Origin of the sequence: Paenibacillus sp. S29 (assembly GCF_049319765.1) — a bacterium.
Lineage (GTDB): Bacteria > Bacillota > Bacilli > Paenibacillales > Paenibacillaceae > Paenibacillus > Paenibacillus polymyxa_B.
This window is the reverse complement of the sequence record NZ_JBMOUI010000021.1, coordinates 1-14,390: the sequence shown is the minus strand read 5'-3', so window position 1 is coordinate 14,390 and position 14,390 is coordinate 1. Positions and strand designations below refer to the sequence as shown.

12 protein-coding genes and 1 rRNA gene are annotated in these 14,390 nt (G+C 45.5%); all 13 read right to left on the bottom strand.

From position 1 onward, the window contains the following. Positions 1 to 262 precede the first annotated feature (262 nt). The gene (gene gltX, locus ACL9RM_RS24070) at positions 263 to 1,723 is read right to left on the bottom strand and encodes a glutamate--tRNA ligase (RefSeq protein WP_069290485.1); all 1,461 of its coding nucleotides are present in this window, start codon (positions 1,721 to 1,723) and stop codon (positions 263 to 265) included. 39 nt (positions 1,724 to 1,762) lie between these two features. After that, the gene (ispF, locus tag ACL9RM_RS24065) at positions 1,763 to 2,239 is read right to left on the bottom strand and encodes a 2-C-methyl-D-erythritol 2,4-cyclodiphosphate synthase (protein ID WP_025723806.1); all 477 of its coding nucleotides are present in this window, start codon (positions 2,237 to 2,239) and stop codon (positions 1,763 to 1,765) included. Further along, on the bottom strand, positions 2,236 to 2,934 hold the full coding sequence (ispD, locus tag ACL9RM_RS24060; RefSeq protein WP_039274950.1) for a 2-C-methyl-D-erythritol 4-phosphate cytidylyltransferase: 699 nt from the start codon (positions 2,932 to 2,934) through the stop codon (positions 2,236 to 2,238). The genes ispF and ispD overlap by 4 nt, the downstream gene beginning before the upstream one ends. A gap of 69 nt (positions 2,935 to 3,003) precedes the next feature. Next, a complete protein-coding gene (locus ACL9RM_RS24055; protein ID WP_039274953.1) occupies positions 3,004 to 4,089 on the bottom strand; it encodes a PIN/TRAM domain-containing protein in 1,086 nt (361 codons plus the stop codon). A gap of 193 nt (positions 4,090 to 4,282) precedes the next feature. Continuing rightward, the gene (gene pssA, locus ACL9RM_RS24050; RefSeq protein WP_025723803.1) at positions 4,283 to 5,029 is read right to left on the bottom strand and encodes a CDP-diacylglycerol--serine O-phosphatidyltransferase; all 747 of its coding nucleotides are present in this window, start codon (positions 5,027 to 5,029) and stop codon (positions 4,283 to 4,285) included. 54 nt (positions 5,030 to 5,083) lie between these two features. Beyond that, positions 5,084 to 6,160 carry a DNA integrity scanning diadenylate cyclase DisA gene (gene disA / locus ACL9RM_RS24045; RefSeq protein WP_013312183.1) on the bottom strand — a complete coding sequence of 359 codons (1,077 nt, stop codon included), beginning with the start codon at positions 6,158 to 6,160 and terminating at the stop codon, positions 5,084 to 5,086. A 12-nt stretch (positions 6,161 to 6,172) separates the two neighbouring features. Next, positions 6,173 to 7,546 (bottom strand): DNA repair protein RadA, encoded by a 1,374-nt coding sequence (gene radA, locus ACL9RM_RS24040; protein WP_013312184.1) that lies wholly within the window; start codon positions 7,544 to 7,546, stop codon positions 6,173 to 6,175. Between the two features lie 240 nt (positions 7,547 to 7,786). Continuing rightward, on the bottom strand, positions 7,787 to 10,231 hold the full coding sequence (gene clpC, locus ACL9RM_RS24035; protein WP_023990572.1) for an ATP-dependent protease ATP-binding subunit ClpC: 2,445 nt from the start codon (positions 10,229 to 10,231) through the stop codon (positions 7,787 to 7,789). Positions 10,232 to 10,275: 44 nt separating this feature from the next. Next, positions 10,276 to 11,340: a protein arginine kinase gene (locus ACL9RM_RS24030; RefSeq protein WP_039274956.1), complete on the bottom strand. Its 1,065-nt coding sequence runs from the start codon at positions 11,338 to 11,340 to the stop codon at positions 10,276 to 10,278. Between the two features lie 28 nt (positions 11,341 to 11,368). Continuing rightward, complete coding sequence (locus tag ACL9RM_RS24025; RefSeq protein ID WP_023990574.1) at positions 11,369 to 11,893, bottom strand: UvrB/UvrC motif-containing protein; 525 nt, start codon at positions 11,891 to 11,893, stop codon at positions 11,369 to 11,371. 69 nt (positions 11,894 to 11,962) lie between these two features. Beyond that, complete coding sequence (locus ACL9RM_RS24020; protein WP_013312188.1) at positions 11,963 to 12,427, bottom strand: CtsR family transcriptional regulator; 465 nt, start codon at positions 12,425 to 12,427, stop codon at positions 11,963 to 11,965. Between the two features lie 538 nt (positions 12,428 to 12,965). After that, positions 12,966 to 14,153 carry a GNAT family N-acetyltransferase gene (locus ACL9RM_RS24015; protein WP_250266762.1) on the bottom strand — a complete coding sequence of 396 codons (1,188 nt, stop codon included), beginning with the start codon at positions 14,151 to 14,153 and terminating at the stop codon, positions 12,966 to 12,968. Between the two features lie 162 nt (positions 14,154 to 14,315). Continuing rightward, a 5S ribosomal RNA gene (gene rrf / locus ACL9RM_RS24010) occupies positions 14,316 to 14,390 on the bottom strand; the annotation flags it as partial.

The following is a 14,390-nucleotide window of genomic DNA, read 5'->3' as shown; positions in this document are numbered from 1 at the left end:
TGGCGTCCTGTAACGGGAACGACTCGGCACGCCCTTGTCACATCAGCATTTGACGCTAATGAAAGTTCGGGCGCACGGCTCCCAGGCGCATTTCCTCCGCAGGTCATCTGGACGGCTCTCAGCCTGGAGTTTCCCCTCGACCGTCCTCTCTGGCAGATGCCCATATGCAGTGTACTTCTCCTGTTCGCAGCCTTTACACGTAAATATCAATCCGTATCAATGGAGTCATTATAGCGAAAAGACAACAAATTGACAAGAAATATCAGCCTTTAATTTGTGCCTTGAGACGATCCAGTACCTTGTCACGTCCGAGCAAAAAGATGGTTTCATTCAGATCTCGTCCATGCGTTTGGCCTGTAAGAGCCACACGAATCGGCATGAATAGTTGTTTTCCCTTAAAACCCGTTTCCTTTTGAACTTCCTTGATCAGCTTAGCCATTTGTGGAGCTGTAAATTCCTCACTCGTTTCAACTTTACCTGCAAAAGCTCTAAGTACCTCAGGAACCTGCTCTTCGGCCAATACAGCTGCTGCTTCAGCATCCAGCTCCAGATGTGAACGGAAAAACAACTCAGACAACGCTACAATATCGGATGCAGAAGTCATCTGTTCCTGGTATAAACGAACAAGGGCCTTAGCCCAATCCAGTTGTTCCGAAGACAGTTCAGTCGGCAACAGCCCCGCTGCCTGGAGATGTGGAATCGCCATGCTGGCAATTCGCTCAGGATCAGCCTTTTTAATATAGTGATTATTCAGGTAAGCAAGCTTATTGGTATCAAACACAGCTGGACTTTTGGACAAACGATTAGGATCGAAAATCGAAATCAGTTGTTCCCGATCATAGATCTCTTCTTCGCCTTCCGGGGACCAGCCCAGTAGTGCAATGAAGTTGAATATAGCTTCTGGCAAATAGCCCAACTTGTCATACTGCTCCATGAACTGAATAATGGATTCGTTACGCTTACTGAGCTTTTTGTGATCCTCGCCTACAATCAGCGTCATATGACCGAAGCGTGGCGGTTCCCAGCCGAGAGCTTCAAAGATCATCAACTGCCGCGGTGTATTGGAAACATGGTCTTCGCCCCGTAGTACATGCGATATTTTCATCAAATAATCGTCAACCGCTACAGCGAAGTTATATGTCGGAATACCATCCTTTTTGACGATAACAAAATCGCCGCTTTCCTTGGAATTAAACGTAATTTGACCTTTAACGATATCATCAAACGTATATTCACGATCTTCCGGTACGCGAAAACGAATACTTGGTACACGGCCCTCTGCTTCGAATGCCTGGCACTGTTCTTCTGTTAGATCACGATGCTTTCCAGAATAGCGTGGTGTCTCCCCACGTTCTGTCTGTTCTTCACGCTCGCGCTCCAGCTCTTCTTCAGTGCAGTAACAGCGATAAGCCAAACCACGATCCAGCAAATCCTGCCAGTACGTTTTATATATGTCCAAGCGTTCCGTCTGACGATAAGGTCCAAACTCTCCTCCCACGTCTACGCTCTCATCCCAGTCCATACCCAACCATTTCAAATATTTAAGTTGGCTTTCTTCTCCGCCCTCAATATTGCGCTTCACATCTGTGTCTTCAATACGAATAATAAATTTTCCACCTTGATTGCGAGCAAACAAATAATTAAATAATGCCGTTCTGGCATTTCCAATGTGCAGATGCCCTGTAGGGCTTGGTGCATAGCGTACACGAACTTCCGTGCTCATATAATCTCCTCCAAATTGAATTACTCAAGATGATAGCATTTACTTGATAAGACAGACAACCGATTGAGCCGCGATTCCTTCACCCCGTCCGGGAAACCCGAGTTGCTCTGTCGTGGTCGCCTTGACGTTCACCTGGGATAGCTCCTCTGCTTCCAAAGCCCGTGCAATGACTTCATTCATCTGTGGGATATACGATGCCATTTTGGGCTTTTGTGCGATAATCGTAGAATCAATATTCCCCAAGCGATATCCTCGCTCTTTAGCTAGCCCCCACACATGCTCCAGTAGCTTAAGACTGTCGGCATCCTTAAATTCTGGATCATTATCCGGAAAATGCTTTCCGATGTCTCCCAAGCCAAGCGCGCCTAGGATAGCATCACTAATGGCATGCAGCAGCACGTCTGCATCGGAATGGCCCAACAAACCTTTTTCATACGGAATATTCACACCTCCGATGATGCATGGCCTTCCTTCCACCAGCTGGTGGACGTCAAATCCTTGTCCCACTCTGATCAATTGATATCCTCTCCCTCTGTTTTTACCCATAACGCCGCCATATCCAAATCCTCAGGCGTAGTAATTTTGATGTTCTTGTAGCTGCCTTGAACGACAGTAACCGGAATTCCTAGCCGCTCTATCAGCATAGAATCATCTGTTCCCAAGAATCCCGACTGCTCCGCTTCCTCATAGGCTCGCAGCAGATCGGAAAGACGAAAAGTCTGTGGCGTTTGAATACTCCACAGACTTCGGCGATCCGGCGTTGCTGTAATGATACCATCCCCGTTCACTTGCTTGACCGTATCCTTTACAGGTACTGCCGCTACAGAAGCACCAGTACGCTGGGCTGCCTCAAGGCATGAACGTACAAGCTCAGGTTGAATGAGTGGACGCACACCATCATGCACCATCACCCAATCCGCTTGTAAGTGGCGCAGACCGCGATAAACCGAATGCTGGCGTTCATTGCCACCAGCCACCACCCGTACATTTTTACCGATTTTGTATTGATGAATCCAATCTCGGCAGCGTTCCACATCTCCTGTCCCAGTCACCATCACCATTTCATCCACTTCGGGCATAGCTGCGAATATTTCAAGTGTATGTATGAAGATGGGCTTGTCCCGCAAAAGCAGAAATTGCTTGCTCTCCTGCGTCCCCATACGGGAGCCGCGCCCTGCTGCCACAATGACAACTCCTACCCGATTGTTCATTCAAATAACTCCTGCCCTGATCGCTTTGGACGATCCGTATGATAACACATCTACTTCATCATACCGCGTTTATTGAGCTTTTTCCAATAATTTTGGTTTAGCAAAGATCATACGGCCGGCAGAGGTCTGAAGTACACTCGTAACCAGTACCTCCATCAGAGAGCCAATATAGTCACGTCCACCTTCTACAACAATCATCGTGCCATCATCCAGATAGGCTACACCCTGCCCATGCTCCTTGCCGTCTTTAATAATCTGCACCATAATTTCCTCGCCGGGCAATACGACAGGCTTCACTGCATTCGCCAAATCGTTAATATTTAGCACCGATACACCTTGCAGTTCGCATACTTTATTCAGGTTAAAATCATTAGTTACAACTTTACCCTGCAACACCTTTGCCAGCTTGACCAGCTTACTGTCGACCTCTGAAATTTCCTCAAAATCACCTTCGTAAATGAGCACATTCACATCCAGCTCTTTTTGGATTTTATTCAAAATATCCAGACCCCGGCGTCCACGATTACGCTTAAGTAAATCTGATGAATCTGCAATATGCTGAAGCTCCTCCAGCACAAATTCAGGAATCACAATCGTTCCTTCAATAAAACCTGTCTTGCAAATATCTGCAATACGTCCATCTATAATGACGCTGGTGTCCAATATTTTATGCTCCTCCAGCTTGCGTTCTTCTACACCCGTTCCCCGACCAAAAAAACCAGAACTCCAAAAGGAAGACAGCTCGTCCCGCTTTTCTAGTCCAACCATCAATCCTACATATCCGCATATCACGGTAACAGCGGTCTGGATAAGTTGACCCGGGGCCCCCAACCATGAAAAAAGCGGATAAACTGCTAAGGAAAGCGTCAATCCCACCGCTAAACCAATCACACCTGCCATCATCTCGTTCATCGGAATTCGTACCAAGCCTTCAATGCCCTGCTGCAATCGATTTGCCACGGATGCCCCTGCGAATGAACACCCAGCCATAAATAGCACTGCTCCCGCCATCATCCAAACAATCATTCCCGGTAAAGACCCATCACTCAACCATTGTGGCATCCACGATACAATGCCTCCTACCCGCTGGTATAACGTATAGCCAAACCATGCTCCGCACAATCCTGTAAAAGTTAAAATAGCCTTTCTCCACATTGAGTCTCTATACCTCCTTTATTTTCTTTGCATATAGTCTGCTGCTTGTTGGATACATAGCATTTCTCTTACCAGTATGATCCATTTCCCACATAACTAACCCTGTAATTTCACTTTTTATGCATAAAAAAAAGCATTTATCTCCCTAAAATGATTCAAGGAAATAAATGCTTATTCTTGTTCTTGCTTGATACTAGCGCTGTGAATGACGATATTGATCGTCCTGTTCTTCCTGACTGGAACGCTCCCGATCACGTCCACGTCTGCGTGACAGCTTACGAATGTTCAGCTTCATACCATACAATGCATACAGCACCAGCGGCACAAAAATCAGCTTCGACAGCTGGTCAGGGAATTTAACAGCCAACACCACCGCTGCAATTACGACCCATGGAGCAACCCAGATCGCTTTTTTCGGAAGGCCGACCTTTTTAAAATTCGGATATCTCATGGAGCTGACCATCAAATAAGAAACCAGCAACATGGCAATCGACATGTATAACAATGAAATATCGTTATGGAATAAGGACAAAGTGGCTAATACGCCACCTGCTGCCGGAATTGGCAACCCCGTAAAATAACCTGGTACACCAGGACGTACGTTAAATCGAGCCAAACGCAACGCTCCGCACATCGGGAAAATGGCAGTAACCGTCCAAGCGAGAGCCGAATTCGCATCATGAAAAGCAACCATGTACATAATAACTGCGGGAGCAACACCAAAAGATATCATATCTGATAAGGAGTCCAGTTCTTTACCGAATTCGCTTTGGGCATTCAGGACCCGGGCCATCCTACCATCCAGTCCGTCCAACAACATGGCGACAATAACCATAATAGCGGCAAGACTGTATTTTCCGTCTACAGCCAATAAAATGGCGATCATTCCGAGAAACAAGTTACCTAAGGTACACATGTTCGGAATTGATTTGGTAATCATCTCTTCACCTCAATGTATGAATTGTTCCATTATAATCCTTTCACTGTATTACATTTACATTTGCCTGTCAATGAAAACTTGTTCCTGCAAACGTTTAAGACCTTCTTTAATCGTACGCGCACGAACCTCTCCAATACCATCCACTTCATCCAGTTCTTCTATCGTTGCTGTGATGACATGTGGAAAACGTCCAAACCGCTCCACCAGATTATGAATAATCACATTCGGCAAACGCGGTATCTTGTTCAGTACCCGATAGCCACGTGCAGCAATATACTCCTCTGATGTCGCAGCTGAAGAAGGGTAGCCTAGTAAACGTACAATATGATTCACATCCAACAATTCGTCGTCCGTAGAACGTTTGAGTCCCAATATAATTTCACGAATCTTCTCGTCGCTATCGTCTTTGGCATAATCCTTATACAGCAACCAAGCTTCTTCCTCAATGTTGCTGACAAGCTCTTCCATCTGCATACTAATTAGACGGCCCTCATTTCCGAGTTCGTTAATAAATCGTTTGATTTCCATTTTGATGCGCAGCACCATTTCGATCCGCTGGATGACATTAACGACTTCTGGCATGGTAACCAGCTCTTCAAATTCAGATGCTGTCAAATTCGTAGAGGCTTGCCCCAACACGGATCTATATTTTTCTAACGTCTGAATAGCCTGATTGGCTTTCGTTAAAATAACCCCGATTTCCTTGAGCGCATACCGTAATGTCCCCTGATACAAGGTAATAATATTACGCCGCTGGGAAATAGACACAACTAATTTTCCAGTCTGCTTTGCAACTCGTTCTGCTGTCCGGTGCCGAATTCCCGTTTCAATTGAAGAAATAGAGGAGTCCGGAATCAGTTGCGTATTGGCATATAAAATTCGTTTTAAATCCTCGCTCAATATGATTGCGCCGTCCATTTTAGCCAATTCATACAAATAGTTCGGCGAAAAATCACAATTGATGGAGAAACCGCCATCCACGACTTCCATAACTTCTGGGCTATAGCCAACGACCAGAAGAGCACCCGTTTTGGCACGCAAAACGTTTTCCAACCCGTCGCGAAAGGGAGTTCCCGGTGCCACAAGCCGCAGCAAATCGTTCATTTTATCCAGTTGGCTCGCTTCTTTCATTCTCAATGCCCCCTAATCTAATGCGGCTGCCAGTGCATCTGCCACCGTTCCTACTCCTATAATTTGTATCCCTTTCGGATGTGTCCAGCCCTTCAAGCTTTTCTCCGGCATGATCACTCGTTTGAAACCTAGTTTCTCCGCTTCTCGTACTCGCTGTTCTGCTCGGGATACCGCGCGCACCTCACCTGTCAGTCCCACCTCGCCAAAAATCACATCATACGGCTTTGTAGGAGCATCCCTAAAGCTGGAAGCAATACTCACAGCTATAGCCAAATCCACCGCTGGTTCATCCAACTTCACGCCTCCGGCTACGTTGAGATAAGCGTCCTGGTTTTGCAAAAACATGCCCATCCGCTTTTCTAGCACGGCTATGATTAATCCCATTCGATGATGGTCGACTCCTGTGCCCATTCGGCGTGGAGAGGGAAAATGTGTAGCTGCAATCAATGCTTGCAGTTCAACCAATACAGGTCGGGTTCCTTCCATACTGGCTACAACAGTAGAACCTGCCACACCCAGTGGTCGTTCAGACAGGAAAAGTTCAGAAGGATTCGACACCTCACGCAAACCGCTTTCAGCCATTTCAAAAATACCAATTTCATTTGTAGAACCGAAACGATTTTTAACTGCACGCAAAAGCCGATACGTATGGTGACGCTCTCCTTCAAAGTAAAGTACACAATCAACCATATGCTCCAACAAACGCGGACCTGCAATGGCCCCTTCCTTGGTCACATGTCCTACCAATACCGTAGCAATACCTAGCCCCTTGGCAATTCGCATAAAGCGTGAAGTACACTCCCGCACCTGAGCCACACTACCTGGTGCACTCGTCACCTCAGGCAAATATACAGTCTGTATCGAGTCGATGACCAAAAACTCCGGCTTCAAGCTGTCCACCGCTTCTTCAATCGTCTCCAAATTCGTCTCACATAATACGTATAGGCTGGGGGACAAGGCACCGAGCCGATCTGCACGGAGTTTCGTTTGACGGACAGATTCCTCACCAGACACGTACAGCACCTTTAAACCAGTTAAAGCCAGTTCATTAGATGTTTGCAGCATAAGCGTAGATTTACCGATTCCCGGATCACCGCCCACCAAAACGAGTGAACCCGGCACCACACCTCCACCGAGTACTCGATTCAATTCGCCAATTCCCGTCAAAATTCGTGTTTCTTTGCCACTCTCCACCTCTATAATAGGAAGTGGCTTGTCTTTTGTGCTATGAGTAAGAAGGGAAGACCCCATTCCTTGAGTTTTTACAACGCTTTCCGTTTCTTCGACCATGGAATTCCATGCCTGGCATCCAGGACATTTTCCGTACCATTTGGGCGATTCATAACCACATTCCGTACAGGAAAATTTAGTTTTCACTTTAGCCATACTTTGTTCCCTGGCTCCTTATTGACGACGATGATGTCAAATTTATGTTCATACAGCCCAGAAAGAGCTGTAACAATAAAAGTTTACCATTGAAGCTTGGCGGACGTAAAGCAATATCACAAACTTTCCCAAAGCATTTACCCAACCTTTTCACCGTGTTTTATACACAAAAAGGGTGTCTTCGCAATAGCTTTCCAGCTTGCGAGACACCCTTTTCTACTATTTATTTAGTAAACTGCTTTAGGACTTGGCAGATACATTATCCTTTTTGGTTACAGTCAATGCACCGTTCTCCTCATCAATGAAGAGTGAGTCACCTTTAGTAATGTTGCCAGTCAACAGTTCCTCGGACAGGCGATCTTCAATATGCTTCTGGATTGCACGACGCAATGGACGCGCACCATACGCTGGATCAAAGCCTTCCTTGGCAAGGAATTTTTTAGCGTTGTCTGTCAACTCGAAGTCCACCTCATACTCATTCAGGCGCTTACGCAGCTCCTCAGACATGAGTGATACAATTTCGGCAATATGTTTTTCTTCGAGAGAATGGAAAACGATAATTTCATCAATCCGGTTCAAGAACTCAGGACGGAAGCTTTTCTTCAGTTCATCCATCACTTTGCCCTTCATATTATCGTAATCCGCTCCAGCGTCCACTACAGCTGTAAAACCAAGCGTGGAGTTACGTTTAATCGCCTGTGCACCAACATTAGATGTTAGGATGATGAGTGTATTACGGAAATCAACGACACGACCTTTGGAATCTGTCAGACGCCCATCTTCCAGCACTTGCAGAAGAATATTGAATACTTCTGGGTGTGCTTTTTCAATTTCATCCAGCAACACAACAGAGTATGGCTTACGACGTACCTTCTCAGTCAGTTGACCGCCTTCTTCATATCCAACGTACCCTGGAGGCGCTCCTACCAGACGGGACGTGGAGTGTTTCTCCATATATTCGGACATATCGATACGGATAACCGCATTTTCATCTCCAAACATGGATTCAGCCAAGGCGCGTGCCAGCTCTGTTTTACCAACCCCAGTTGGACCGAGGAAAATAAAGGAACCAATTGGACGCTTCGGATCTTTCAGTCCGGCACGTGCCCGGCGAATCGCCCGGCTTACTGCCTTAACTGCTTCATCCTGTCCAATTACCCGCTCATGCAGCAACTCTTCCATATTCAACAAGCGGTGTGTTTCTTCCTCTTTCAGCTTGCTGACTGGAACACCTGTCCAGATTGCAACGACTTGAGCGATATCCTCTGGGGTAACTTCGGAATCTGTACGACCCTGTTGTTCTTTCCATTGGTTTTTCGTTACGTCTAACTCTTCACGGATTTTTTGCTCTGTATCACGCAGCGCTGCCGCTTTTTCAAACTCCTGACTTTGTACCGCTGAATCCTTTTCCTTACGAATATCTTCCAGACGGTTTTCCAGCTGTTTCAGGTTTGGCGGTACAGTGTAAGAATTCAGCCTTACTTTGGAGCCCGCCTCATCAATAAGGTCAATAGCCTTATCTGGCAGGAAGCGGTCGGTGATATAACGATCTGACAATTTTACGGCTGCTTCAATAGCCTCATCAGTGATCTTTACACGGTGATGCGCTTCGTAACGGTCACGCAGACCATACAAGATTTGAATCGCCTCTTCTGGAGAAGGTTGATCCACTGTAATTGGTTGAAAACGACGCTCCAAAGCAGCATCTTTCTCAATATATTTGCGGTATTCATCCAGCGTGGTCGCACCGATGCATTGCAGCTCGCCACGTGCCAGAGCAGGTTTCAGGATGTTGGACGCATCAATTGCGCCTTCCGCTCCACCAGCACCAATCAGCGTATGCAGCTCATCAATGAACAAAACGATATTACCCGCTTGACGAATCTCGTCCATAATTTTTTTCAAACGATCCTCGAATTCACCACGATACTTGGTGCCTGCTACCACAGAACCCATATCCAGTGTCATTACGCGCTTGTCGCGCAACGTTTCGGGAATCTCATTCGCTATGATTTTTTGGGCCAATCCTTCGGCAATCGCCGTTTTACCTACCCCAGGCTCACCAATCAGAACCGGATTGTTCTTTGTACGGCGGCTGAGCACCTGAATTACGCGTTCAATTTCCTTGCTACGCCCAATAACAGGGTCCAGGTTGTTTTCCTTCGCAGATGCCGTCAGATCGCGTGCCAGACTGTCCAGAGTTGGCGTGCTGACATTAGCGGGAGCACCGTGATGGCTGGAAACAGCCTCGCTGCTACCGAGTAATTGAAGCACTTGCTGACGCGCTTTGTTCAGACTAATGCCCAGGTTATTCAGTACACGTGCTGCTACGCCTTCGCCTTCACGAATAAGACCAAGCAAAATATGTTCTGTACCTACATAGGTATGGCCCAGTTTGCGGGCTTCATCCATAGACAGTTCGATGACTTTTTTGGCGCGTGGAGTATAGGCAATGTTCGTCGGTTGCTCTTGACCGCGTCCAATCAGCGTTTCCACTTCATCCTGGATTTTTTCCAGTCCCAGTCCTAAACCGATTAAGGCTTTCGCTGCTATTCCTTCACCTTCACGAATGAGGCCTAGCAAAATGTGCTCTGTGCCAATGTTGTTGTGTCCCAATCGAACTGCTTCTTCCTGAGCCAAAGCAAGCACTTTCTGTGCACGTTCCGTAAATCTTCCAAACATCATATATCCTGCACCTCCACAGTGTGTATTTCAGATCATTCTATATATTAAAGGGTTGTGCCTAATTTTTGCCGGATCAGCTTCGCCCGGTACATATCGCGCTCTTCGGTATTCATTTTATCCCCAAAGCTTTTTTGCAGGAACCCGGGTTGTGTCATCACATTCAGCTCATTCATCGCTGCGGTGGAAGGACGCTCCAAAATTCCTAAATCTACGCCAAGACGCACATCGGACAGCCGCTGTGCAGCCTCCTTGGAATCCAATACTGCTGCATATGACAAAATACCGAATGAACGCATCACCCGATCTGTAATTCGCAGCATTGATTCATTCATTAGCCTTTCTCTGGCAGAACGCTCGTGCTCAATAATTTGTAGCACCACGCCATGTAGATTCTCAATAATCTCCGCTTCGGTTTGTCCCAGTGTAATCTGATTAGACACCTGAAACAAATTTCCGACCGCTTCGCTGCCTTCACCGTAAATGCCGCGAACCGTAAGACCTACCTGTGAAACAGCAGACAATATACGATTGATTTGATGAGTCATGACTAATGCGGGCAAATGCATCATCACCGAAGCTCTCATACCTGTGCCGACATTCGTCGGACAACTGGTCAGAAAACCTCTTCGATCATCAAATGCATAATCAACATGCGCTTCAAATGCATCATCAATAATCATAGCGCGTTCCCAAGCTTCCCTAACCTGACATCCCGGATATAAGCACTGGATACGCAGATGATCCTCTTCGTTTATCATAACACTAACCGATTCATCATCGCTAATTAAAACAGCACCGTTACGAGATTCGTTCGCCAAATTAGGACTAATCAAATGCTTCTCAACCAGCACTCGCTTGTCGATCTCATCCAACTCGGATATTTTCAACGTATGAAAAGTACCAAAACCACCTAAATCATCATACTGAAGGATATCCGTCAAGCGTTGAAGTGCTTCTTCCGACTGCTGATTGGTAGCAAGCATGGGAAAAGGCAGATGCTGCAAGTTACGCGCAATTCTCACCCGGCTGCTAATGACAATCTCCGAATCCGCAGCATCACCACGCATCCAGTCACTTAGCGGCTTCTCCGTAAACCGAATATTGGGCATTACGCATCCCTCCTACTCTTCACAAACTTTACTCTTCAGTCATTTCTTTTTCAAGCTCTCTGATTTGATCCCTAAGCTCAGCAGCTGATTCAAATTCTTCCTGTACAATATGCTGTTGCATCTCTTTTTTCAAATCGTCAATTTGCCGTTTAACCTTCAGGCGGCCTCCAGTGCGAACCGGAACTTTACCAACATGATTCGTACTGCCATGCACACGCTTGAACAGAGGGTCCAGACGACTATCAAAGTATTGATAGCACGACGGGCATCCGAAACGTCCCAGCTTACTAAACTGTGCATAGGTCATGCCACAATCCTTGCATTGCAGGTTTTGCGGACCACTGTGGCCTGGAGACTGGCTCTTTGTACTGGAGTCAAAATCCAGCATCCCCGACAACAAGCTATGAATCGAAAAGCCGTTAGGTGTTCCAGGGATCATCTCCCCTTTTTCCTTGGCACACGTCTCACAAATATGAAACTCTGTCTTTTCGCCATTCACAATTTTGGTGAAATGCAAAGTTGCCGGCCGCATATTACATTCTTGGCACAGCATAAAAGCACCTCCTTTAATGTCAGGATTTATACCAATCCCTACATCCAAACGTTAGTCTCTATTCACACACTATTTGGTCGCCAGCAACGAGATCAGCATAGCCTTAAGCAATCTTGCTCGCAGTTGATCACGATAGGGAAGCTTCAGTAATAATGTATCCCTCGATAAGGCAGCCTTCATTAGATTAGCTTCCCTTTTGCTTAAAAAATGGGCCTCCTCTAACTGATAAATCAGTCCTTCTGCTGCCGATTGGCTTATTTCCTCCCCGATGCTCTGATGAAGATGTGTATGGATGGCATGCTGTGCAGGCAGCTGAATTCGCTGAATACGAATGTAGCCCCCGCCACCGCGTTTACTTTCCACCACATAGCCTTTTTCCAGCGTAAACCGGGTGCTAATTACATAATTAATTTGCGACGGCACGCAGGAAAAGCGGTCAGCCAGATCATTGCGCTGAATCTCCACTAAACCTTGGGGACTTTCCAGCAATATACTCTTTAAATATTGTTCAATAATATCGGAAACATTGCGCATTTCATCATCCTCCACTAACGGAAACGCAAGTATTCAAGTACATTTCACGCTCCACAGAGTCCGCCGTATATTGAACTTAACCAAACGGTAAAGTCACGAATCTAAGCTGTATTCAGGCTGTTGCCTATTCTACACTCATTGGAATTGTACCGTTTTGTCTCTAGTGTGGCCTTTATTTGCGATTAGTCATACACTTCTCTTATTTTCATAAAAGGCAGTTCCTAACTATACGCAAATCATTTCGATCCTCGTTTGCTTCTTTGCTATTAAAATTACTTTATACGGCCAATCCACCAAAATACTTCTACAGAACCTCACGAGGTTTGATTGACTTTGACTTTCTTTGACTATACTCATATTATAGCACATTATTCATTTTTGCCAAGGGGTCAATACCATTTTTCGCAATCTAATTATGTTTTATACAATACCATAAAAAAACTCTTCCCAATTACAGAAAGAGTTTTGAAAATTATAATAATCACACAAGTTATATTCCCTGAAAAACGAAGCATAAGAAGACCTAAATGGGCCTTTATCAGAAAAAATCCAATAAGAACGTTTGTTTTACTGGTATTACACGTTTAAGTGCAGACACAGATTCACTGTCCCCTTCAATACGCCCCCACTTATACAGATCATCAGCCTGCTGGTAGCCAAGCATCAGAGTCGTCAATGACTGAATCCCAAGTTTCAAGTTAGCTACCATAGCGTTTTCAGATGAATTGCTTGTACCCACTCTCTCCAGATGTCCTTTCCCTTCCGTAGTAATTGTTAATCTCCATACTCCTTCATTCCATGGTGCATACCGATCTGTCAGATTTAAGGTTAAACGTGTTTCCTCTCCAACCTGCTCAAAAGGGTATCTTTCTACAAAAGCAGCTGCATCCACAATACGGCCCATAAAATAAGGCACGGTCTCCTGTTGAATTCGCGGATCATCAAGTAAAAATGGCAGATTGTCATCTGCTGGAACGTAAATAAATTTACCATGGGTTATCATGGAGTCATGATTTGCAAAATAAGTCCATAAAGCCCGACGGGCCGTCTCATTTTCATAAACCAACTCATCACAATTCAACTGTTTATTTTCAATTTTGTACAGTGCATATCCCTGAGGATCGCCTGTTTCTGAGTAATATACCGCAGTTCGATAATTCTCATTTAAAATCCGCTCTTGCCACCATTCCTTATCTCGTACCAGCGTGCCATTATAACGAGATGCATACGCTTGATACACTTGGTCCAATTCTAAAATATCGTTGACATCGCGTTTGACTGTACCCTCTGTTTTAAGTTTTGCAGGGAATTTTTCAATGGGAATGACGTACTTTTTGTATTCAATATACGTTTCCCATCCAAATTTACGATAGAAGGCAAAGGAGAAGGGATGCAGAAAAGAAAGGCTTTGTCCCGCAGACTTCATCTCTTCAAGCGCATGCGTCAACAAACGTGAAACCATGCCTCCGCGACGCTTTTCTGGCCATGTTGCCACACCAGCAATGCCTCCCATATCAAAAACCTGACCGTTTATGTATACCTGTAGCGGTAACAAAGTCAGTTTAGCATTCAAGTCATGTCCGTCGAATATTCCCCATGTTTGCTCTGGTTTGAACTTCTTCCTAGCTTTCTCCAGATCCTCCATGGACATTGTAAACTGAAAAGCATATTGAGATAATTCAATAGCCGCTTCAAATTCCTTACGTTGTAATTGTCTGATCTCCATAACTTCGTCACCTCGCTTGTATACTTGGACATCCATAAAAAGATTACACACTTAGAGTGTGGCAAACCCCATTCTCTCTGTCAACCTTAGAAACAGGTGGTCATCTAAAAACGCATAAAAAAGGATGATAATCTCATTGAGATTATCATCCTTTTCACTTTTGCTTGGCGACGTCCTACTCTCCCAGGACCCTGCGGTCCAAGTACCATCGGCGCTGGAGGGCTTAACGGTCGTGTT

Bases quoted from the DNA above. Each gene is read 5' to 3' on its own strand.
- radA (WP_013312184.1), bottom strand. From the start codon at position 7,546: ATGGCTAAAGTGAAAACTAAATTTTCCTGTACGGAATGTGGTTATGAA.
- ACL9RM_RS24020 (WP_013312188.1), bottom strand. From the start codon at position 12,427: ATGCGCAATGTTTCCGATATTATTGAACAATATTTAAAGAGTATATTG.
- ACL9RM_RS24055 (WP_039274953.1), bottom strand. From the start codon at position 4,089: ATGTGGAGAAAGGCTATTTTAACTTTTACAGGATTGTGCGGAGCATGG.
- ACL9RM_RS24025 (WP_023990574.1), bottom strand. From the start codon at position 11,893: ATGCTGTGCCAAGAATGTAATATGCGGCCGGCAACTTTGCATTTCACC.
- gltX (WP_069290485.1), bottom strand. From the start codon at position 1,723: ATGAGCACGGAAGTTCGTGTACGCTATGCACCAAGCCCTACAGGGCAT.
- pssA (WP_025723803.1), bottom strand. From the start codon at position 5,029: ATGATTACCAAATCAATTCCGAACATGTGTACCTTAGGTAACTTGTTT.
- ACL9RM_RS24015 (WP_250266762.1), bottom strand. From the start codon at position 14,153: ATGGAGATCAGACAATTACAACGTAAGGAATTTGAAGCGGCTATTGAA.
- disA (WP_013312183.1), bottom strand. From the start codon at position 6,160: ATGAAAGAAGCGAGCCAACTGGATAAAATGAACGATTTGCTGCGGCTT.
- ACL9RM_RS24030 (WP_039274956.1), bottom strand. From the start codon at position 11,340: ATGCCCAATATTCGGTTTACGGAGAAGCCGCTAAGTGACTGGATGCGT.
- ispD (WP_039274950.1), bottom strand. From the start codon at position 2,934: ATGAACAATCGGGTAGGAGTTGTCATTGTGGCAGCAGGGCGCGGCTCC.
- clpC (WP_023990572.1), bottom strand. From the start codon at position 10,231: ATGATGTTTGGAAGATTTACGGAACGTGCACAGAAAGTGCTTGCTTTG.